The 20579-nt window shown below is 65.2% G+C and carries 17 protein-coding genes and 1 pseudogene; 6 read left to right on the top strand and 12 right to left on the bottom strand.

What is annotated here, in order from left to right:
- A pseudogene (locus YU3_RS41440) lies at nucleotides 1-264 on the top strand (hypothetical protein); the annotation flags it as partial.
- Nucleotides 265-362: 98 nt separating this feature from the next.
- Here YU3_RS41440 and YU3_RS0132665 read toward each other — a convergent pair.
- From YU3_RS0132665 to YU3_RS0132690, 6 genes are all read right to left on the bottom strand, one after another.
- Nucleotides 363-1235, bottom strand: coding sequence for an SMP-30/gluconolactonase/LRE family protein (locus tag YU3_RS0132665; protein ID WP_156913683.1), 873 nt, complete (start codon nucleotides 1233-1235; stop codon nucleotides 363-365).
- Nucleotides 1236-1237: 2 nt separating this feature from the next.
- Nucleotides 1238-1873, bottom strand: a complete 636-nt coding sequence (locus tag YU3_RS0132670; RefSeq protein WP_027170124.1) for a 2-dehydro-3-deoxy-6-phosphogalactonate aldolase — start codon at nucleotides 1871-1873, stop codon at nucleotides 1238-1240.
- Complete coding sequence (locus tag YU3_RS0132675; RefSeq protein WP_027170125.1) at nucleotides 1870-2805, bottom strand: 2-dehydro-3-deoxygalactonokinase; 936 nt, start codon at nucleotides 2803-2805, stop codon at nucleotides 1870-1872. Before YU3_RS0132675 ends, YU3_RS0132670 begins: the two co-directional genes overlap by 4 nt.
- Nucleotides 2802-3569 (bottom strand): SDR family oxidoreductase, encoded by a 768-nt coding sequence (locus tag YU3_RS0132680; RefSeq protein ID WP_027170126.1) that lies wholly within the window; start codon nucleotides 3567-3569, stop codon nucleotides 2802-2804. Before YU3_RS0132680 ends, YU3_RS0132675 begins: the two co-directional genes overlap by 4 nt.
- A gap of 183 nt (nucleotides 3570-3752) precedes the next feature.
- Nucleotides 3753-5102 (bottom strand): EAL domain-containing protein, encoded by a 1350-nt coding sequence (locus YU3_RS0132685; RefSeq protein WP_027170127.1) that lies wholly within the window; start codon nucleotides 5100-5102, stop codon nucleotides 3753-3755.
- Between the two features lie 288 nt (nucleotides 5103-5390).
- Entirely contained in the window at nucleotides 5391-7190 is a 1800-nt protein-coding gene (locus YU3_RS0132690; RefSeq protein ID WP_027170128.1) for a hypothetical protein, read from the bottom strand.
- Between the two features lie 126 nt (nucleotides 7191-7316).
- Here YU3_RS0132690 and YU3_RS0132695 point away from each other — a divergent pair, with 126 nt between their 5' ends.
- The 5 genes from YU3_RS0132695 to YU3_RS0132715 all read left to right on the top strand — a co-directional run bounded on the left by YU3_RS0132695 (nucleotide 7317) and on the right by YU3_RS0132715 (nucleotide 12478).
- Complete coding sequence (locus YU3_RS0132695; protein WP_027170129.1) at nucleotides 7317-8321, top strand: glycosyltransferase; 1005 nt, start codon at nucleotides 7317-7319, stop codon at nucleotides 8319-8321.
- Nucleotides 8321-8695, top strand: coding sequence for a GtrA family protein (locus tag YU3_RS0132700; RefSeq protein WP_027170130.1), 375 nt, complete (start codon nucleotides 8321-8323; stop codon nucleotides 8693-8695). Before YU3_RS0132695 ends, YU3_RS0132700 begins: the two co-directional genes overlap by 1 nt.
- Nucleotides 8696-8783: 88 nt before the next feature.
- On the top strand, nucleotides 8784-9725 hold the full coding sequence (gshB, locus tag YU3_RS0132705) for a glutathione synthase (RefSeq protein ID WP_027170131.1): 942 nt from the start codon (nucleotides 8784-8786) through the stop codon (nucleotides 9723-9725).
- A 144-nt stretch (nucleotides 9726-9869) separates the two neighbouring features.
- Nucleotides 9870-10820, top strand: a complete 951-nt coding sequence (locus YU3_RS38885; RefSeq protein ID WP_051334189.1) for a glycosyltransferase family 8 protein — start codon at nucleotides 9870-9872, stop codon at nucleotides 10818-10820.
- 128 nt (nucleotides 10821-10948) lie between these two features.
- On the top strand, nucleotides 10949-12478 hold the full coding sequence (locus tag YU3_RS0132715; RefSeq protein WP_027170132.1) for a YifB family Mg chelatase-like AAA ATPase: 1530 nt from the start codon (nucleotides 10949-10951) through the stop codon (nucleotides 12476-12478).
- Nucleotides 12479-12589: 111 nt separating this feature from the next.
- On the opposite strand, the gene YU3_RS0132720 is transcribed toward YU3_RS0132715, so the two are convergent.
- The 6 genes from YU3_RS0132720 to YU3_RS0132745 form a co-directional block, all read right to left on the bottom strand.
- The gene (locus YU3_RS0132720; RefSeq protein WP_027170133.1) at nucleotides 12590-13189 is read right to left on the bottom strand and encodes a TetR/AcrR family transcriptional regulator; all 600 of its coding nucleotides are present in this window, start codon (nucleotides 13187-13189) and stop codon (nucleotides 12590-12592) included.
- Between the two features lie 131 nt (nucleotides 13190-13320).
- Nucleotides 13321-13902 carry a DUF308 domain-containing protein gene (locus YU3_RS0132725; RefSeq protein ID WP_027170134.1) on the bottom strand — a complete coding sequence of 194 codons (582 nt, stop codon included), beginning with the start codon at nucleotides 13900-13902 and terminating at the stop codon, nucleotides 13321-13323.
- 434 nt (nucleotides 13903-14336) lie between these two features.
- Nucleotides 14337-16502 carry a malate synthase G gene (locus YU3_RS0132730; RefSeq protein WP_027170135.1) on the bottom strand — a complete coding sequence of 722 codons (2166 nt, stop codon included), beginning with the start codon at nucleotides 16500-16502 and terminating at the stop codon, nucleotides 14337-14339.
- A gap of 248 nt (nucleotides 16503-16750) precedes the next feature.
- Complete coding sequence (locus tag YU3_RS0132735; protein ID WP_027170136.1) at nucleotides 16751-18772, bottom strand: hydantoinase/oxoprolinase family protein; 2022 nt, start codon at nucleotides 18770-18772, stop codon at nucleotides 16751-16753.
- Nucleotides 18773-19087: 315 nt separating this feature from the next.
- The gene (locus YU3_RS0132740) at nucleotides 19088-19714 is read right to left on the bottom strand and encodes a CDGSH iron-sulfur domain-containing protein (protein WP_027170137.1); all 627 of its coding nucleotides are present in this window, start codon (nucleotides 19712-19714) and stop codon (nucleotides 19088-19090) included.
- A 170-nt stretch (nucleotides 19715-19884) separates the two neighbouring features.
- Nucleotides 19885-20256, bottom strand: a complete 372-nt coding sequence (locus YU3_RS0132745) for an endonuclease domain-containing protein (RefSeq protein WP_027170138.1) — start codon at nucleotides 20254-20256, stop codon at nucleotides 19885-19887.
- Between the last annotated feature and the right edge of the window lie 323 nt (nucleotides 20257-20579).

The following is a 20579-nucleotide window of genomic DNA, read 5'->3' on the forward strand; positions in this document are numbered from 1 at the left end:
GACACCCACATCACCAATCCCGAGAAGCTCGCAAGCCTCATCGTCATCGTGATGCTCGCCATCACATGGGCCTACCGATGCGCCACCCAGACCATGGGCATGAAGGCCATACCCCGCAAAAGCCACGGCCGCCGCGAAAAATCCTGGTTCCGCATCGGTCTCGACGCACTCAGAGACTGGATCGTCAACTGCCCCAAAGCAGCCGCCCACGCGTGGCTCGAAAAAGCACCCCGAAGATCGATGATCAGCTCAAAAAACGCCTGAGTCGTGTACCGTGGACGGATTCTGGCGACGCGCTTTAAGTCTTTGTTTTTATGCATGTCGTTGTCCCAGAACCGCTGCACACTTCTGGGCGACATGCACTAGGCGATCAGCACGCGCGGCTCGAAGCGGCCTCGGACCGGAATGTCGAGCAGGAAGGTCATGCCGGCCTGCGGATCGAGCGCGCGCTGTTTCTCGTCCTTGCCTTTCCAGGCCGAGGTCACCGCCAGGCGGTCGGCCTTCTGGCCGACAAAAGCCGGGCAGGAAGCTTGCGTCACCGGCATCGCGATCTCGCGCAGCAGCGTTCCGTCCGGCGCATAGGCCTTCACCGCCCTGCCGCCCCAGACGGCATTCCACAGCACGCCGTCGCGGTCGACGACCGAGCCGTCGACATAGCCTTTCGACGAGCGATGGTCGACAAACACCCTCGGCTCGCCTTTGGGCAGGCCGGTCGCCGGATCGCAGGCGACGCGCATCAGGAGCCCGGTCGAGGTGTCGGTGTAGTAGGCGGTCGCGCCGTCTTCAGAGAAACAGATCGAGTTCGAGACGGTGATGTCGGGAAACAGCCGGCGCAGCTCACCCTTGAAGAACCAGTAGATCGAGCCCGCGCCCTTCTCCTCGCCCTTGCCCATCGTGCCGGTCCAGAAGGCGCCGCAGGGATGGACGCGGGAATCGTTGGAGCGAGTGGCCGTATTGTCGGCCTCGATCGGCGTGTGCAGCGTCAGCTTGCCGGTTTTGACGTCCCTGACCTGCAGGCCGGTCTCGGTGGCAATGAGTTGGCGATCGTCGTCGATGATGGCGATGGCGCTGGCCATCAAGCCGAGATCTTGGATTTTCAGCGCGCCGGCGAGCGGCTTTTCCAAGAGCTTGCCGTTGACGATGTCGAACCAGAACAGCGTGTCGGTGGCGGGATCATAGCTCGGGCCCTCGCCGAGCTCGCAGATGTGGTCGGAAAAAACCGAAACGCCGTCCATCTTCATCCTCCGAAGGCTTCGTCCCAGGCGGCGACCGCGGCGCGGGCACGCTGCGCCACATCCTCGACGCTGGCGCCCGGCTTGTAGAGGCTCGATCCCAGGCCGAAGACGCTGACGCCGACCGCCTTGTAGCCGGCAAAATCCTTGTCGGAGACGCCGCCGACCGCGCCGATGAGCGTCGTTGCCGGCAGCACCGCGCGAATGGCCGCGATACCGCTCGCTCCAAGCACGCTGGCCGGGAAGAATTTCAGCGCCGAGGCGCCGAGCCGGATCGCCTGGAAGGCTTCGGTGGGCGTGAACACGCCAGGCATCGTCACCATGCCATGATGCATGGCGCGGCCCATGACTTCGGCATCGATGTTCGGGCTGACCAGCAGGCGCCCGCCGGCCTTGTGCAAGGCGTCGACATCGGCAGCGGTCAGCACCGTGCCGGCGCCGACCAGCGCCGTCTTGGGAAGGACCTCGACGATACTGGCGATCGACGAAAACGGTTCGGGTGAATTGAGCGGCACCTCGATTGCCTCGATGCCGGCGTCGAACAGCGCCTGGCCTATCGAGATCGCTTCCGCCGGCTTGAGGCCCCGCAGGATGGCGACAAGGCCGCGCTTGAGTTTCGGGAAGGGTGCGGTCTGGCTCATGAAGCGTCTCCAATCATGCCGTTCTCGCGCGCGGCCTCGACGAGGCCGGCGCGCACCGCTTCATCGGCGTCCACGGTGCGAAAGGCAAGGCCGGCGAGGTCGAGCGCCGCTCCATACAGTGTGGCCAACGCGCCGGAGGCGATCAGCGCCACCGGCGCATCGCTGGCGCCATAGCGCCGCCTTGCCGAGGCGATCTCGCCGCCGATCAAAAGCCCGGACAGGCACGCCGCCGCGTCGCTGGGCTGCAGGTCCTGCAGAAGCCCGGCGGCGCGAATGGCAAACAGCTTCGAGGTGACGTCGCCGCCCTCGCCAAGGGCCCGCTCGCACCATTGACGGAAGAACGGGCTGTCCGCGGCAACCGGGGCCGGATGCTCGCCCAGCGAATGTTTCAAGATCGAATGCACGGCAAGCACCGAGTAAAGCTCGCCGGTCGGCCAGGTGCCGAAGCCCGCGACCGCGCCATCCTCGACCGCGACCCATTTCGAATGCGTGCCGGGCATGCAGGCCAGATGCCGTCCCTTTGCCGGCAAACCAGCGCCGGCGAGCTGGGTTTCCTCGCCGCGCATGACATCCGGCGCGTCGGCCAGGCGCTGGGCGAGGCCCGGCACGATGCGGATGTCGCGGCGCTCGCTTTCGATGCGGGCGGCGCCGCGCAGGATGGCGCCTATCGGCGCCGGCACGGTGACGTAAGGCGCCTCGATCCAGCCCTGGCGCGAGCCGGCCATGCCGCAGATGATGACCGGCAGCGCCTCCGGCGCGCCCATGGCGCCAAGATGGCCTTCCAGAACGTTCGAAAAGCCTTTTTCGCGGGCGGTGATCAGCCCGTCGTCGCCGCGCCGCTCGGCAAGCACCTTGCCGGAGCCGTCGAGCAGCCAGGCCCTGAGCCGGGTCGTGCCCCAGTCGAGCGCGGCGACCGCAGGTGCCGGGCTCACAGGAACCCTCCGTCGACGATCAGCATCTGGGCGGTGAGCATGCGCGAGGCGTCCGATGCGAGGAACAGCACCGTGCCGACCATGTCGTCGGGCTGCATGATGTCCTTGATGCACTGCTTGGCGACATGGGCGGCAAGCCCCTCGTCGGTGACCCAGAGCTCGCGCTGGCGTTCGGTGATGACCCAGCCCGGTGCCACCGCGTTGACGCGGATGCGGTCGGCGCCGAGCTTGCCGGCGAGGCCCTTGGTCAGGCCGAGTATGCCGGCCTTGGCCGCGGTATAGGCCGGCATATCCGGGTGGTTGATGAGATAGGAGGTGGAGGTGAAGTTGACGATCGAGCCGCCGCCGGCGCGCTTCATGCCGGGCGCCACGGCCTGCGCGGTGAAGAAATGCGGCCGCAGGTTGACGGCGAGATTGTTGTCCCAGAACTCGACGGTGACGTCTTCCACCGCGTGGCGGTCGTCGAGCGCGGCGTTGTTGACGAGCGTCGTGACATCGCCATGCGCCTCGGCCGCCTTTGTCGCGGCGGCGCGCAACGCCTCGATGTCGCGAAGATCGGCCTTGAGATAGAGTGGGCGGCGGCCGAGCTCCTTTTCCAGCCGGTCGGCAAGGGCCGTGCTGGACTTGTCCGCTATGTCGATGAAGGCGACCTTGGCGCCCTGCCGCATGAAGCCTTCGGTCAGCGCCGCGCCGATGCCGGAACCGCCGCCGGTGATCAGCACCGAGGCGCCGTCGAGGTCGGCGAAACGCGCCGATGGCATCATGATCTGTTCTCCCTTTCAGCCGGCGCGCATCCTAGCCAGACAGGCCTAGGGAGCAAGGGTGAAAAGACGGTTTCAGCAGCTTATGTCCGACAAATGAGGTCTGCACCTCCGTTCCCCCGGAACCACTTAAGGTCTGTTGATATTCAGGTGAGGCCGGCCTCACCTGAATATCAACAGACCTTGTCAGATCGCCTTGGCATGCAGCGCGCCGCGATAGGAATCGCGCAGATAGCCGAGCGTGGCGTCGGCATCGACCGGCTTGCCGAACAGGTAGCCCTGCCCGCCGGCGCAGCCGAACTGGACGAGGCGATCGGCCTGCGCCTCATCCTCGATGCCTTCGGCCACGACATCCATGCCGAGCCCCTCGCACATGGCCAGGATGGCGCGGATGATGTGTTCCGAGGGGCGGTCGTCGAGGATGGAGGAGACGAAGGCGCGGTCGATCTTGAGCTTGTCGAAATGGAATTCGCGCAGGCGGCCGAGCGACGACTGGCCGGTGCCGAAATCGTCGAGCGAGACGCGGATGCCGACGCGGCGCAAATCCTCGACGATCTTCTCGGCCGAGGCCGGATCGTTCATCAGGCCGGTCTCGGTGATCTCGATCTCCAGCCGACGCGGATCGAAGCCGGTGCGATCGAGGATGGCCAGGATATGCAGGCCGGTGTTCTGGTCGACCAGCTGCGACGGCGACAGGTTGAAGGACAGGAACAGTTCCTTCGGCCAGCTGCGCGCAGCCTCCGTCGCCTTGCGCAGCACCAGCTGCGACAGCGGGCCGATGATGCCGCGCTCCTCGGCGATCGGGATGAAGACGGATGGCGGCACGACGCCGAGGTCGCGGTCGGTCCAGCGCGCCAGGGTTTCGAAGCCGATGGTGCGGCGGCTGTTCAAGTCGACGATCGGCTGGAAATGCGGTTCGACCTCGCCGGCCGAGACGGCGCGGCGCAGCGCCTGCTCGATGCGGGTGACGCGCTTGGCCGCCTCCTCCATCTCGCGGGTGTAGACGACGACGCGGCCGCGGCCCGAACGCTTGGCGTGATAGAGCGCGGTTTCGGCCTTGTTGACCAGGATCTCGGTGGTCTCGTCGCCGGAGTAGAACAGCGAGCAGCCGACCGAGGCCGAGAGCCTGGCGGTGCGCTCGCCGACGTCATAGGGCGCCGACAGGATCTCGATCAGCATCCGCGACTTCTCGGCTGCCTGCTCCTCCGAGAACACCATCGGGTAGAGGTAGGCAAACTCGTCGGCACCGATGCGGCAGACAGTGGAATAGCCGTCCATGGAGGCGCGCAGCCGCATCGCCACCTGGATCAGGATGTCGTCGCCGGCCTTGTGGCCGAACAGGTCGTTGATCGGCTTGAAGCCGTCGAGGTCGAGGATGCCGACGGTGAAGGGCGCGGGATCGTCGGCGCGGTCGCTGATCAGGCGATCGACCTTGTCGAAGAAGCGACGGTGATTGCCGAGACCGGTCAACGAATCGGTGAAAGCCAGATCCGTGTTTTCCTTGCCTGGCTGACCGGTGCCAAACGTCGTTTGCATCATGTCCCTGTTCTGATGTCGGTATTTACGGCCAGACTGGCAGCAAAGCGTTTAGGAAACGTATCGGAAAATCGATTTTTCCATCGTCCAACAGTTGCTTGCTTCGTCGGCAGCAGATCAGCTTTCGACAAGGAACGCCGATCTGCATGAGATATTCGTTTGTGCGTAATTTCTAATGGAAATATCGAAGACTTTCCCGGGGAGACACTTCTGTCTAAGCGATCGTGGACGGAAGGCTACCGCGAAGACGCCGAGCCTAAGCGATCGCACCCTTTCGCAGGATTGCTTTTAGCCGGCTTGCCTGACGCGATAGAGCTCGATCGGGCTGCCCTGGGTTTCGGCGATCGGCTCGAGCCAGTCCGGGACCTTGCCCTGCAGCAGGCTACCAAGGAAGCCCTGTGGCGCCTTCTGGGTCAGGATCCGGGTCTCGACGTTGTCGGGGCAGATGGCGACGAGGCCGACACGATGCGCCTCGACGATGCCGTGCGCGTCATCGGCCGAGCCGAGAAAGGCGTCCAGCGCCAGGAGATTGCCGGCGACGTTGCGGTGATAGGGGCCGGCGAAGACGCGATGACCGCTGTAGACGAGGACCGGCGCTCCGAGATTTGAGATCGTCAGCACGGTGGAGCCGGCCATGTTGCCAAGCGGCGCGAAGGTGGCCTTCTTCTCGCATGTCTTGTCCGTCGTGGTGCCGTCGGCGACGGCCTTGTCTTTGTCGAACGCCACCGAGGCGGCGGCGGCAACGCCGGTCCAGACCGGGTTGATCGAGACCAGCCAGACGGCCGCAAGGCGCAGCGCCACGCCGAGCGACGAGCTGGTTTCGGCCCGCGCCCGCCATTTCGCGATCCACGCCGAGAGCGGGATGACGGCGAAGGCGATCGAGAAGGTAGTGGCGCGCACCTGCCAGACGCCGACCACGAAGGCGACGACGAGCAGCGCGGCGACGAGGCTGTCCTGCCGCCGCCAGCCGCCGCGGCGGAAGCGCTGCGCCATCAGGATGATCGCGACCAGCGGCGTCGCGTAACGCGCCGCTACGCGCGCCGGATCGCGGACAAGCAGCGTGAACAGCGACTGGGCCTCGTTGACATGGTCGAGCCACAGTTCCTTGAGGCGCGGATCGAGGGCGGCGTAGGGCGCGGATAGGCATTGCGGGAACAGCATCGCCACGACCACGCCGAGAACGACGCCCAGCGCGGCAAGCGACGCCAGCCTGCGCTGCCAGCCGCGGGCGGCAGGCTCGATCGAGGCGATCGCGGCCAGCCCGATGCCGGCAATAGCGGCGACGACGAACTGCGCGACCGAAAAGGCATCGCACTGCGCCACGCCCCATGCGGAAGGCGGGATCGTGGTGACGAAGACAAGCGCCGCGATGCCGGCGAAGCCGAGGCCGAAATCCCGGGCGATTGCCCGCTCGCTACCCGCATCGGCGACGAACAGCAGCGACACGCAAACGCCTATGGTGGCAACGTAGGGCACGGTTTCCATGCCGACGGCGAGCGTCAGCGCGGCGCTGAGACCGGAAAACAGCGCGGCCCCGCGCCGAGCGGGCGCCTCGAGCAACAAGGCGAGGCTCGCCATGGTGAGCATCAGCTGGACGTTATGGTGATCGAGCGCACCGGGGTCGTAGATGCCGATGAAATAATAGCCGGCGCCGCCGATCAGGATGGCGGGCAGCACCGCGCCGCCGCCGCCGAAGGAGCGCGCGGCGCGGGCGGTGAAGAACAAGGTCGACCAAAGCAGCAGCGCCGGCCACAGCACCTGCGCCACGTCCTCGGCAAGCGGCCTGCTGCCGGTGAGCGCCGAGGCGGCAAGGACAATCGCGGCGATCGGCGCGTCGACCAGCCGCGACCAGTGCATGACGAAGCCGCCTTCCAGCCCCATCCGGTACTGGTGCAGGTCGAACCAGCCCTGGCCGGCAAGCAGGTCGCGGACCTCGACGAGGCGCAGCAGGTTGTCGTTGTCGCCGCCGGGATCGGTCAGCGGGCCGAAGCCGGTCCACGCATCGAGCGCAAACGCGAACAAGGCGGCCAGCAGCGCCAGCATGAGATCGGACTTCCACGTGGCGGCGCCGTTCTCAGCTGTGCCCATTGCCGTAGCCTTTGAAGGGAAAGGATCGGTTTTAAACCTAGCCTTAACGGCTTCAATAAATAGTAAAGCGGCTCGAAGGGCCGGCGTAAGCGCGGCCGGAGGCTGGTCGGGCGCCCGGAGACAGACATGCCGCATGCAGTCCGCCACGAGCCGGTCATCGCCGTGCTCCTGCCTTGCTACAACGAGGAACTCACGATCGGCGAAGTCGTGGTGCGCTTCCGCGAGACGCTGCCGTCGGCCGCGATCTATGTCTACGACAACAATTCCAAGGACCTCACGGCGCTGAAGGCCCGCGCAGCCGGCGCCATCGTCGTGCGCGAGCCGCGCCAGGGCAAGGGCAATGTGGTGCGGCGGATGTTCGCCGACATCGATGCGGACATCTATGTGATGGCCGATGGCGACGGCACCTATGCTCCCGAAGACGCGCCGCAGCTGATCAACGTGCTGCAGACCGAGCGCTCGGACATGGTGGTCGGCACCAGGCGCGGCGTGACTGACGATGCCGGCCGCAACGGCCACGCCTTCGGCAACCGAATCTTCAACCGCCTATACAAGAGCCTGTTCGGCACCGACTTCACCGACATATTCTCGGGCTACCGCGTGTTTTCCCGCCGCTTCGTCAAGAGCTTCCCGGCCGTGTCCGGCGGCTTCGAGATCGAGACCGAAATGTCGGTGCATGCCTCGCAGCTCAAGCTGCCGGTAAGCGAGATGGCGCTCGACTACGGCCGCCGCCCGGAAGGCTCATCCTCGAAACTGTCGACCTTCCGCGACGGCGCCAGGATCCTGTGGATGTTCGCCATGCTGATGAAGGAGACGCAGCCGCTGCGCTTCTTCGGCACGTTCGCGCTGTTCTTCCTGGCGGCCAGCATCGGCCTGATGATCCCGGTGCTGGTCGAGTTCGCGGAGACAGGGCTGGTGCCGCGCATGCCGACCTGGGTGCTGTCGATCGGCATGCTGCTTCTGGCCATGCTGTCCATGATGACCGGGCTCATCCTCGATTCGGTATCGCGCGGCCGGGCGGAGCAGAAGCGCATCTTCTATCTGTCGATTTCCTCCGGCCGCGCCGAGCGCCCCGTATCCGGGCAGGCCTTGCCGAAGAGCGAGCCAGGCAAGGCCCCGCGGGCGGCATAGTGGGCCGCCTCGTCCGTTTCGCCCTTGCCGGCGGCATCGGCTTCCTCGCCGACGCGGCGGCGCTGTGGCTGCTGCTTGCCGCAACGCCGCTCGGGCCGCTGACGGCGCGGGTGCTTTCGATCGGCTTCGCGCTCTGTGTCACCTGGCAGATCAACCGCCATCTGACCTTCTCGCCGTCGGGCCGGGGCATCGCGCAGGAAGGCGCGCGCTATGGCGGCGTCGGCATCGCCACCAGCATCGTCAATTACCTGGTCTATTGCGCGCTGCTCTTGGCATTGCCGGCCTTGCCGCCACTGGCGGCGCTCGCCATCGCCTCGATCGCCGCCATGACGCTCTCCTTCCTCGGCTATTCGCGCCTGGTCTTCGACCGCTGAGCTGCTGTGCCAAGCGAGCACGATTGGCAGATGCCGCTGATTTCCTTATATCGGCGGCTGCAATTGCTCGTCCCGCCGGAGACCGAAGATGCCGCTGAAAATCGCCGTCCAAATGGACCATGTCTCCACCGTGTCGATCGCCGGCGACACCAGCTTCGCGCTGTCGCTGGAGGCGCAGCGGCGCGGCCACAAGCTTTTCCACTACACGCCCGACCGGCTGTCGATGCGGGACGGCAAGGTGTTCGCGCGCATCGAGGAGTTGCGGGTGCGCGACGAGAAAGGCAACCACTACTCGCTGGGCGAGAAGGTGCGCACCGATCTCTCCGAGATGGACGTGGTGCTGCTCAGACAGGACCCGCCCTTCGACATGAACTACATCACCACCACGCACATGCTGGAGCGCATCCATCCGAAGACGCTGGTGGTCAACGATCCGGCCTGGGTGCGCAACAGCCCGGAAAAGATCTTCGTCACCGAATTCCCGGACCTGATGCCGGAGACGCTGATCACCAAGGATCCGTTGGAAGTAGCCGCCTTCCGCAAGGAGTTCGGCGACATCATCGTCAAGCCGCTCTACGGCAATGGCGGCGCCGGCATCTTCCATCTGCTGGAGGCCGACCGCAACCTTGCCTCGCTGCTCGAAATGTTCGGCCAGCTGTTCCGCGAGCCCTATATCGTGCAGCGCTATCTCAAGGACGTCCGCAAGGGCGACAAGCGCATCATCCTGATCGACGGCGAGCCGGTGGGCGCCATCAACCGCGTGCCGGCCGAGCACGATTCCCGCTCCAACATGCATGTCGGCGGCCGCGCCGAGAAGACCGAGCTGACCGAGCGCGAGCGCGAGATCTGCGCCCGCATCGGACCGGCGCTGAGGGAACGCGGTTTCATCCTCGTCGGCATCGACGTGATCGGCGACTACATGACCGAGATCAACGTCACCTCGCCGACCGGCGTGCGCGAGGTGCAGCGTTTTGGCGGGGCGGATATAGCGAGCTTGTTTTGGGACTGTGTGGAGGGGAAGCGGGGGTAATTTTCGACACGATGCAGGCGACGCTCTATGCATCGGACCTGCCGAGAGGCTGGCTGCCAACGTGCTGCCTGTGGTCGTGAACGCTCTCGCGCTTTACCCACTACAGCATGGCCCAGCTCCCCGTTTTCAAGGAGTCGCGATTTCATGATAATTGTTACCGCAAGCGACAATAACTTTGTGCCGGGGCTTTTTTTATTCATCTTTTCTGCTTGGATTCATAACCGCGAGGCGAAATTCGTCGTTATCGACGCAGGAATAGAGCTGGCTGCCGTAATAGAGCTTCGTCTTTTTTGCGAACGAAAAGGAATTGACTGTCAGATCGTCCAAGCAGACGCCAAGCGGATTTCCGACCTGCCGACAAGAGGCAAGCTGCTGACGACTGCCGCATATGCCCGAATACTCATTCCCGAGTTATTGCCCGATTGCGATAAGGCCATCTACATGGATGCAGATACGCTGGTGGTATCCGATCTCGGCGGCCTCTGGTCGGCCGACTTGGGCGACAATTTGGTCGCCGGCGTGATCGACGGCTTCGTCGAGCAGGAGGAACTCGACGACATCGAAATGCCCCGGAATGATTATATCAATTCCGGCGTTCTGACGATGAACCTCGTCGCTTGGCGCAGGGACGGCATTGCGGACAGGATCTTCGCAAAAGTTCGGGAAACCGCCAAGTCGCGATACCTCGACCAGACGGCCTTGAATGCTGTGGTGCGTGGACGAGTTATTTTCCTGGGCAGGGAATGGAATTTCTTTTCAGACCGGTATGTGGAAATCGAACGGCGGCTTCCCAAGGTGATCCACTATGCGGGATCGGCCAAGCCCTGGCGCTATAGGCGCGTGCCTTTTGCCGATGTTTTCAATTTCTACAGAACCATGTCGGGATTGGATATTCCGGAGGGGACGCTGATTTTGAAATCCGCCCGTAGGCGGAAGATGATCCTTGGCCTTATGGGGCTGCGAAGAAAATACTGGTCCTCCGCCTTGGCAACTTACTACTACCGCCGTCGATTTACCAAGCCGCACCTACGACGCCTGGGCAAGATGTTCCTGAAGGTTCCGTTGCCGCAGCAACATTCGACTGCTGCGCCGTAACGAGACGCGCAGCTGCTTATGTTCCTGTAATGTTCTTGCCCAAAGCGAAAAACTGTGGTTGTCTAGCTTGATTTCGCTCGCGGCCTGATCGCAGGGACACGCGAGCCGGTATCGGGGGCAGGGCAAAAATGGTGGCGCGGGTTCGCACGGTCGCTTTCCAGGGCATCGAGGCCGTGCCGGTCGACGTGCAGGTGATGGTCGGGCCGGGCAAGGTCGGCATGCAGATCGTCGGCCTGGCGGACAAGGCGGTGGCAGAAAGCCGCGAGCGCGTGCAGGCAGCGCTGCATGCGTCGGGCCTGTCGATGCCGTCGAAGAAGGTGACGGTGAACCTGGCGCCGGCGGACCTGCCCAAGGAAGGCAGCCATTACGACCTGCCGATCGCGCTCGGGCTGATGGCGGCGCTCGGCGCCATCCCGGGTGATATGCTGGGCGGCTATGTGGTGCTCGGCGAATTGTCGCTCGATGGCACGATCGCGGGCGTGGCCGGCGCGCTGCCGGCCGGGATCGGCGCCAATGCCGAGGGCAAGGGCCTGATCTGCCCCTTCGCCTGCGGACCGGAGGCGGCCTGGGCCGGCAAGGATTTCGATATACTGGCGCCGCGCAGCCTGATCGCCGTCGCCAACCATTTTCGCGGCACGCAGGTGCTGTCGCGGCCCGAAGCCGGCATCCAGCTTGCGGCGCGCAACCTGCCGGACCTCTCAGACATCAAGGGCCAAGAGAGTGCCAAACGGGCGGTCGAAGTGGCTGCCGCCGGCGGGCACAACCTGCTGATGATCGGGCCGCCTGGCTCGGGCAAGTCGATGCTGGCGCAGCGCCTGCCCTCGATCCTGCCGCCGCTGGCGCCGAAGGAGCTGCTCGAAGTGTCGATGATCGCTTCCGTTGCCGGCGAGCTCGGCGAAGGCAAGCTGACCGACCGGCGGCCATTCCGCGCGCCGCACCATTCGGCCTCGATGGCGGCGATGGTCGGCGGCGGCATCCGCGCGCGGCCGGGCGAGGTCTCGCTCGCGCATCACGGCGTCCTGTTCCTCGACGAGTTGCCGGAGTTCACGCCGCAGACGCTGGATGCGCTGCGCCAGCCGCTGGAGACGGGCGACTGCATGATCGCGCGCGCCAACCACCGCGTCACCTATCCGGCGCGTATCCAGCTGGTGGCGGCGATGAACCCGTGCCGCTGCGGCATGTCGGGAGAGCCCGGCTATCGCTGCCTGCGCGGCGAGCGCTGCCGCACCGACTACCAGGCGCGCATTTCCGGCCCGCTGCTTGACCGCATCGACCTTCGGATCGAAGTGCCGGCGGTCTCGGCCAGCGACCTGATCCGGCCGGACAAGGCCGAAACGAGCGCCGCGGTGGCGCAGCGCGTGGCGCGTGCGCGCGCCATGCAGCGTGAACGGCTGGAAAAGCTGGGCGCCAGCGCCACCACCAACGCGCATTGCCCGCCTTCGATCATCGAGGAGATCGCCAGGCCCGATACGGCCGGCCTGACGCTGCTCAAGGATGCCAGCGAAAAGCTCGGCTTTTCGGCGCGGGCTTACCACCGCGTGCTGAAGGTGGCGCGCACGCTGGCCGACCTCGACGCCAGCGAGACGGTCGGCCGCATCCATCTGGCCGAGGCGATTTCCTACCGGATGAGCGCGGACCGGATGGCGCAGGCGGCGTAGTCGGAAGACATCGCAGCTACGCCGGATCCGTCGAGGCCTATCTCACATCATCGGGTGTTTTTGGCGCAATTCCGGACGGATCGCTACGACGAAGTCGTCGAGCGTAACCGCTCACACTTTTCCTGGAATTGCTCCAGGGATCAGCTTCTGCAATGTCGGCGCCAGGATCATGCCGAAAGTCAAGACATCGCCATAGGCCCGCGCGGAAATCATCGCCCCGTGCACGGTCGCCATGAAGGCTTCCGCCTCGACGCGCGGCGCGACGGCGATCGTCAATGTTCCCTGCTCGGCGCCGCGCTCGAAGACGCGGGTCAGCCACCCCGAGAGAAACTGAAAATAGGCCCGGACCTCAACGGCCACCTCCGGGGGAAGGGCCGGAAGCTCGCTGGCAAGCAAGGCGCAGACACAGATCGGCCTGCTCGCGTCCTCGATGCACTGCGCCCAGAAGCCCGTGTAGGTTCGAAGCAACTCGGGCGGCTCAGGCACATTGCGCTCAAGCTGCGTCATGCCCGTCACGGCCTCCTCGAGGTAACGCCTGACCAGGGTCTGCACGAGGTCGACCTTGCTCGGGAAATGATGATGGATACTGGCTTTGCGGATACCGACCACCTCGGCGATGTCGGCGTAGCTGAACCCGTTGTAGCCGCCGGCGACGATGAAGCTTCGCGCGGCGGCCAGGATGTCATCGGCGGTGTTCGAGGGCTTATCCATAAACATGCCTAGAACGTTTCACCGTTTCACGGAAACGGCGAAACGCTCTATCTCCTTGTTTTTACGCAATTCCGGACGGAAAACCGCTCACACTTTTCCTGGAATTGCTCTAACGTCCTGCGGAGGAAATCTCAACGCACGGCCTGCGGCGACTTGCGAAGGATATCGCTGACCGAAAGCCACACGGCGGACACCAGGAAGTAGAAGGCGCCGAAAGCGGCGTAGGGCGCGACGTTGGCGATGCCGATGGCCTCCGTGCCGCCTGCCATCTTGACGAAGAAGAGACCGGCCAGCGCCGACTGCGCGCCGCTCAGGATCATCGCCCACTGGGCGCCGCTGATTTTCCAGCGACGCAGGGCGGTGAGAAGCTGAAACGCGCCGGAGATAACCGCCCAGACGCCATAGACCGCGAGCACCGCGTTCATGCCGCGGCCAAGCGCGATAGCGACCGCGATCGCGGTGATGATGCTGACGGCGAAATTGAGCAACTGCGACCTGTTGCGACCGAGGCCGCCGCTGCGCTGCGCGTCGACATAGTTCGCGAGTGCGTCCCATAGGGGATAGGCGACCAGCATGACCACGGCGAGCGTCGGAACGGCCTTCGCGACGGTGACGGCCGCCAGGACCCAGGCGGCCGATACGGCAAACCGCAGGTAGTAATAGGTTTTGAGCCAGCCGTTTGAGGACTGGGCGCGATTCATTTGTGCAGACATGACGATACCTTTCATCCAACTACCTACCAACTAGTAGGTAGATTGCCAATCGTCAACACGTTGAAGACCAGTCGCCGATCACTTCGACATCTCATCTATGTGATCTGGCCGGCCCGGCGACCGCGCTGGTGGAGGACCTGTCGAAGCGGGGGGGCGGCCGAGCCGCCATCCCTATAATATGCGGTCAGTACTGCTGGCTATTCGCCGACGCAGCGCCGCCCCTCATCTGGCTGCCGCCATCTTCTCCCCGTGAACGGGGAGAAGAGACTTGTCGCCCGCCGATTTCGCCAATTTGTCAGCGTAGCAGGAATGGCACCAGCGTTGCGGCCAGCTCTTTCTCCCCGTCACTATACGGGGAGAAATGCCCGGCAGGGCAATGAGGGGCAGCGCCGACCAACGATATTTGATCGGCACGTTGCAAGAAGCCGCTTTTCTCAGCCCTTCGCCTTCAGCTCCAACCTTCGCTTATGCAGCACCGGCTCGGTATAGCCATTGGGCTGGCTCGTGCCCTTGAACACCAGGTCGCAGGCGGCCTGGAAGGCTACTGAATTGTCGAAGTCCGGCGCCATCGGCCGGTAGAGCGGGTCGCAGACATTCTGGCGATCGACGATCGCCGCCATGCGCTGCAGCGAATCCCGGACCTGGATTTCCGAGCACACCTTGTGGCGCAGCCAGTTGGCGATGTGCTGCGAGGAGATGCGCAGCGTGGCGCGGTCCTCCATCAGGCCGACATCGTTGATATCGGGCACCTTCGAGCAGCCGACGCCCTGGTCGATCCAGCGCACGACATAGCCGAGGATGCCTTGCGCGTTGTTGTCGAGCTCGCGCTGGATCTCGTCCGGCGTCCAGTTCGGCCGCACGGCCACCGGCACCGACAATATGTCGTCGAGTTTCGCCTTGGGCCGGCTCTTCAGCGCCGCCTGCACGGCGTGCACATCGACCTTGTGGTAATGTGTGGCGTGCAGCGTCGCCGCCGTCGGCGACGGCACCCAGGCGGTGTTGGCGCCGGCCTTGGGATGCGCGATCTTCTCAACCAGCATCGCCGCCATCAGATCGGGCATCGCCCACATGCCCTTGCCGATCTGGGCGTGGCCGGCGAGCCCGCATTCCAGGCCGGTGTCGACATTCCAGGCCTCGTAGGCGGAAATCCAGGCGGCCTGCTTCATGTCGCCCTTGCGGATCATCGGGCCGGCCTCCATCGAGGTGTGGATCTCGTCGCCGGTGCGGTCGAGGAAGCCGGTGTTGATGAACACGACGCGATCCTTCGCGGCGCGGATCGCCTCCTTGAGGTTGACGGTGGTGCGCCGCTCCTCGTCCATGATGCCCATCTTGATGGTGTTCCTGGCCATGCCGAGCAGGGCCTCGACGCGGTCGAAGATCTCGACGGCGAAGGCGACTTCCTCCGGGCCATGCATCTTGGGCTTCACCACATACATCGAACCGGCGCGGGAATTGGCGCGGCGGCCGTTTTCGCCGACATCGTGCAGGGCGATCAGCGCGGTGAGCGCGGCATCCATGATGCCTTCGGGCACCTCATGGCCATCGCGGTCGGTTATCGCCGGATTGGTCATCAGGTGGCCGACGTTTCTCACCAACATCAGCGAACGTCCAGGCAGCAAGAGCTGGCCGCCATTGGGCGCCGTATAACGGCGATCCGGATTCAGCGTGCGGACAAAGGTCTTGCCGCCCTTGGTGATCTCTTCGGCCAGGTCGCCCTTCATCAGGCCGAGCCAGTTGCGGTAGACGACGACCTTGTCCTGCGCATCGACGGCCGCGACCGAATCCTCGCAGTCCTGGATGGTGGTCAGGGCCGATTCCAGGATGACGTCGGCGATACCGGCCGGATCGGTCCTGCCGATCTGGTTGGCGTGGTCGATCACGATCTCGATGTGCAGGCCGTTCCTGGCCAGGAGCACCGCTTCCGGATTGGCGGCATCGCCGCGATAGCCGGCAAACTGCTTTAGGTCGGCGAGCGTGGTGGCGCCGGCGCCCTCGCCCGCCTTCAAGGCGCCATTGGCGACCGAGAGCCCGTTGACGCCGGCCCATTTGCCCGTGGTCAGCGGCACCGACTGGTCGAGGAAATTCTTGGCCCAGGCAATCACCCTGGCGCCGCGCGCGGGATTGAAACCCTTGCCCTTTTGGGCGCCGCCCGTCTCGGGAATGGCATCGGTGCCGTAGAGCGCGTCGTAGAGCGAGCCCCAGCGCGCATTGGCGGCGTTGAGCGCATAGCGCGCGTTCATCACCGGCACGACCAGCTGCGGCCCGGCGACGACTGCGATCTCGGGGTCGACATTGACGGTCGAGACGCTGAAGGCCGGGCCTTCCGGCACCAGATAGCCGATCTCCTTCAGGAAGCTCTTGTAGCCCTCCATGTCGAGCGGCGCGCCGTTCTGGCGATACCAGCCGTCGAGCTTTTCCTGCATGGCGTCGCGTTTTGCCAGCAGCGCCCGGTCCTTCGGCGCGAGGTCGTGGACGATCGCCGAAAAGCCGGTCCAGAATTTTTCCGGGTCGATGCCGGTGCCGATCGCTGCCTCCTCGGCCACGAAGTCATGGAGCTCCCGGGCAATCTGCAACCCGGCGATCTCGATGCGGTCGGTCATCAGGGCTTCTCCAGATGGTAGGCTTGCGGGGCGTTTGGCATGTTTGGGGGGCGAGGGTCAATTCGGCTTAGGGTGTAGGGAGCGCGACCTTCCCTTCTCCCCTTGTGGGAAAAGGTGGATCGGCGCGCAAGCGCCGAGACGGATGAGGGGTGTTCCAGCGGAGTGAGGCGCTGGCTTTCCCTGGAGCACCCCTCATCCGTCGCCTTCGGCGACACCTTCTCCCACAAGGGGAGAAGGAGAGGTCGCGCCTACACCGCGATCCTCGGCCTTCCAGACGCCACCGCCACGACATGCGCCTCGATGAACATGCGCTGGCCCTCGATGGTCGAGACCTTGAACTCGGTGGAAACGTCGATCTCGGCGTTGTCGGTGCCGGCGTCCTTGGCGCGTTCGGCGACGATCGCCCGCACGTCGGCTTCGGCCACAGCGATCGCCTTTTCCTCGTCGGTGAAGTCGCGCACCGTCTGGCCGGAGGCGAGGCGGAACAGGCCTTCCTTGGGCTGGCTGACGCGGGCTTCGGCCGAAACGCGCACCTGGCCGACCACGGCGCCGAGCGCGTTGGCGACGTCGGTGTCCTCCGGCACGATGCAGCCATTGCCGACCAGCGGCGGCAGGCCCGCATAGTGGAGCGGCGCGGAGGCGCCGAGGCCGATGACCGGGCGGTCGAGGGCGACGGTGAAACGGGCGATGCCGGGATGGGCATCGACCGCGCGCTGCACCAGCGCATGCGCGACAGTCGCGGCGCCGTCCAGCCCGTCCTCGGCGAAAGCGGTTTCGAGGATGTATTCGGCCGACCAGCGGGTGAGCGTGACCAGCACGCGCTCGGAAATCTCCTGCGGCGTTGCCGCGATGGTCTGGCCACGGCCGTCGCGGCGGCGGGCGAAAAGCTCGGCGCCGAGGCGGGCGGCCACGGCATCCCAGTTGGCCTGCTTGCCCAGCACATGCGCGGCGTCGGACGGCGTGAAGCCGCAGATGTGTACCAGCCCGCGCGCGACCAGCCGGTTCAGCGTGGCGTTCTGCGCATTTGAAGACAGCAGCCTGTCGAGCGCCAGCGGGGTGGCGCCGATCGTCTCGTAGAGCTTCGCTTCGGGGCCGGTGAGGCCGGCGGCGAGCCGGTCCGGCACGCCGGTGCGCAGGGCGAAGCGCCCGTCCATGCGGCTCGGATTGGGCGCGCGGAGTTGTCTTTCAAGTTCGACAATTACCGCCTCGCCATGCGCCATGCCGGCCAGCGCCAGCGGCACCAGGCGGCGCGGTCCGAGCAGGATCTTCGGGTCGAGCGCGCCGTCCTCCAGCGTCACTTCGGAATCGCCGCCGAGGCCGAAGGTGCGCATGGCGACAGCCTCGACCATGGTGCGGAAGCCGCCGACGGTGGCGCCTTCGGGATCGAGGCGCGGCCGGCCGCCATCGAGCACCGCGACGTCGGTGGTGGTGCCGCCGATATCCGAGACCATGGCGTCGTCGAGCCCGGTCATGTGGCGGGCGCCGACCAGGCTGGCGGCCGGGCCGGAGAGGATCGTCTCGATCGGCCGCTGGCGGGCGAAGGCCGCCGAGACCAGCGCGCCGTCGCCGCGCACCACCATCAGGGGCGCGGCAATGCCGCGCTTGCCGAGAAAGCCTTCCGTCGCCGCCACCAGCCGGTCGATCATCGAGATCAGGCGGGCGTTGAGCAAAGTGGTCAGCGCGCGGCGCGGGCCGCCGAGCTTGGCCGAAAGCTCGTGGCTGGCGGTTACCGGCAGGCCGGTCTTGTCGCGGATCAGGTCGCGGGCCGCAAGCTCATGCGCCGGGTTGCGGGTGGCGAAATAGGCGCAGACGGCGAAGCCCGACACCGAACGCCCAAGCTCGGGAAGTGCCGCCTCGAGGCCGGAAAGGTCGAGCTTGGCCGCATTGCCGTGCACGTCATGGCCGCCGGGGCAGAACACCACCGGATCGGTGCCGAGCGCCGTCTTCAGCCCGTCGCGGGCAAGGTCGGCCTCGGAAAAGCCAATCATGACCAGCGCCACGCGCCCGCCCTGGCCCTCGACCAGCGCGTTGGTGGCTAACGTGGTCGACATCGAGACCAGCTTTATCGCGGCCGGGTCGGTGCCGGAATTCTCCAGCACCGCATCGACAGCGCCGGAAATGCCGACAGCGAGATCGTGGCGCGTGGTCAGCGACTTGGCCTTGGCCAGCACCTTGCCTTTAGGCCCGCCTTCCTCCGACCACAGCACCGCATCGGTGTAGGTGCCGCCGGTGTCGATGCCGAGGAAGAGAGGGTGAGGCTTGGCGGTCATTTTGGGGTGGTGGTCCGGGCAAGAGGTTCGGTGCCTGCCCCTTAGCCGATACGGGCTGGCGGATAAAGGTTGGAGGGGTGGGCCAAGGCGTGAAGGTTGGTGCGGGGATATCTGCTGAGACGCCGGTACGAGGCCCCCCTCTCTGGCCTGCCGGCCATCTCCCCCTCAAGGGGGGAGATCAGATGTCATCGCGGTCTTCGCCAATCGCCGACGTTGTAGGAAAAGCGCCGACGCCCGAACTGCCAATCTCCCCCCTTGAGGGGGAGATGCCCGGCAGGGCAGAGAGGGGGGCCTCGCGCGAACCTTTGCGACTGTCTACCCCACAAACCCCACCCGCTTATGGCTCCCATCGCAGAACGGCTTGTTGGCCGAATGCCCGCAACGGCAGAGGAACACTTTGGTGGTACGCGCGATGGTGTGCCCCGTGCCGGTGACGATCTCGGCGTTGCCTTCGACCTTCAGCGGGCCGTTGACGGTGGGCGTCACGTTGAGCGGGCCATTCCCCGCGTCCAGCACCTGCGCTTCCTTCAGCGGTGGCTCGCCGGTGGCGGTGAAGCCGGCCTTGATGTGGCTGTTGTCGCAGAACGGCTTGTTCTCAGACAAGCCGCAACGGCAGAGCGTGGCGCGCAAGAAGGTCTCGTCGCCGAGCACGATCTCGGCATGCACGGCCAGCGGGCCGTTTTCCCTGACGCGCACCGTGTTGACCACCGGCGCCTTCTCCTGCGGCCCGCCATCCTTGCGGTTGTAGGTGATGGCGCCAGACGGGCAGTTCTGCGCCAGCGCCACGACCTGCTCGACATCAGCCGCTTCCGGATGGATCCACTCGCCCGGCGCATTGGGCACGAAGACATGCGGATTGCCGAGGACGCAATTGCGCGAATGGATGCAGCGCTTGCCGTTGAAACCGACGTCGATCTTCTCGCCTTCGACCGTGCCTGCCATTTGGGTGGTCTCCTGTTGGTGGGTGGAGGCAAGGCTAGGGCGAGGCCGGGAAGGGCGTCAAGCTGGCCGGATGCGCAGCCTTCCCCTTCTCCCCTTGTGGGAGAAGGTGGATCGACGCGCAGCGTCGAGACGGATGAGGGTGCTCCAGCTTGGCAACGCCGCCGGTGACATCACCGCCAAGGCTGCAAACCCTCATCCCGCACATAAGCGATAATGGTATCGCAGACCGCGTCCAGTTCCTTCAGCACATCGTCGTTCCAGAAACGCAGCACGCGAAATCCCCTAGCCTTCAGTTCGGCGTCACGCTCCAGGTCGCGGCGCGACTCCGCATGCTGGCTGCCGTCGATTTCAACGATGAGTTGTGCTTCGGCGCAAACGAAGTCGGCTATGAACCGGCCGATCGGCACCTGCCGCCTGAACTTGATCCTGTCCAGACGGCGGCCGCGCAACTCGTGCCACAGGCGGCTTTCTGCCTCGGTTGGCTCGCGACGCATCGCGCGGGCGAAATTTCGTTTGGCCGGAGTCACGGGTTGGTGCGGCATGGCGAAAGATTAGCCAATCTGGCGCAAGTTCAAATATCCGGCGTCTCACTCCGCTGGAGCACCCCTTGTATCTGCACGGACAGAGATTTGTGCAAGGAAAGCGACTGAGCCTCGAACCGGATGGCCATCCGATTCGAGGCTTGGCGAAGTCGCCCGACACCCCTGCGGCCACAACCGTGGATGAGCCTGGGATCTTCGCCTTCGTCACGCACGACCGAATAGTCGCTTGGCTCCAATCGTACGCACAAGGCAGGTTACCGTGAACAAGACCATCTGTGGAGTGGACGTTTCGAAAGAATGGCTCGATGCCCATGTCGAGCCGA

The sequence above is a fragment of the Mesorhizobium sp. WSM3224 genome, from assembly GCF_000427725.1.
Classification (GTDB): Bacteria; Pseudomonadota; Alphaproteobacteria; order Rhizobiales; family Rhizobiaceae; genus Mesorhizobium.

Coding starts and splice junctions, on each gene's coding strand:
- YU3_RS38885 (WP_051334189.1), top strand. CDS start 9,870: ATGATAATTGTTACCGCAAGCGACAATAACTTTGTGCCGGGGCTTTTT.
- YU3_RS0132720 (WP_027170133.1), bottom strand. CDS start 13,189: ATGGATAAGCCCTCGAACACCGCCGATGACATCCTGGCCGCCGCGCGA.
- YU3_RS0132665 (WP_156913683.1), bottom strand. CDS start 1,235: ATGGACGGCGTTTCGGTTTTTTCCGACCACATCTGCGAGCTCGGCGAG.
- YU3_RS0132725 (WP_027170134.1), bottom strand. CDS start 13,902: ATGTCTGCACAAATGAATCGCGCCCAGTCCTCAAACGGCTGGCTCAAA.
- YU3_RS0132735 (WP_027170136.1), bottom strand. CDS start 18,772: ATGACCGCCAAGCCTCACCCTCTCTTCCTCGGCATCGACACCGGCGGC.
- gshB (WP_027170131.1), top strand. CDS start 8,784: ATGCCGCTGAAAATCGCCGTCCAAATGGACCATGTCTCCACCGTGTCG.
- YU3_RS0132690 (WP_027170128.1), bottom strand. CDS start 7,190: ATGGGCACAGCTGAGAACGGCGCCGCCACGTGGAAGTCCGATCTCATG.
- YU3_RS0132745 (WP_027170138.1), bottom strand. CDS start 20,256: ATGCCGCACCAACCCGTGACTCCGGCCAAACGAAATTTCGCCCGCGCG.
- YU3_RS0132730 (WP_027170135.1), bottom strand. CDS start 16,502: ATGACCGACCGCATCGAGATCGCCGGGTTGCAGATTGCCCGGGAGCTC.
- YU3_RS0132740 (WP_027170137.1), bottom strand. CDS start 19,714: ATGGCAGGCACGGTCGAAGGCGAGAAGATCGACGTCGGTTTCAACGGC.
- YU3_RS0132680 (WP_027170126.1), bottom strand. CDS start 3,569: ATGATGCCATCGGCGCGTTTCGCCGACCTCGACGGCGCCTCGGTGCTG.
- YU3_RS0132670 (WP_027170124.1), bottom strand. CDS start 1,873: ATGAGCCAGACCGCACCCTTCCCGAAACTCAAGCGCGGCCTTGTCGCC.
- YU3_RS0132715 (WP_027170132.1), top strand. CDS start 10,949: ATGGTGGCGCGGGTTCGCACGGTCGCTTTCCAGGGCATCGAGGCCGTG.
- YU3_RS0132685 (WP_027170127.1), bottom strand. CDS start 5,102: ATGCAAACGACGTTTGGCACCGGTCAGCCAGGCAAGGAAAACACGGAT.
- YU3_RS0132695 (WP_027170129.1), top strand. CDS start 7,317: ATGCCGCATGCAGTCCGCCACGAGCCGGTCATCGCCGTGCTCCTGCCT.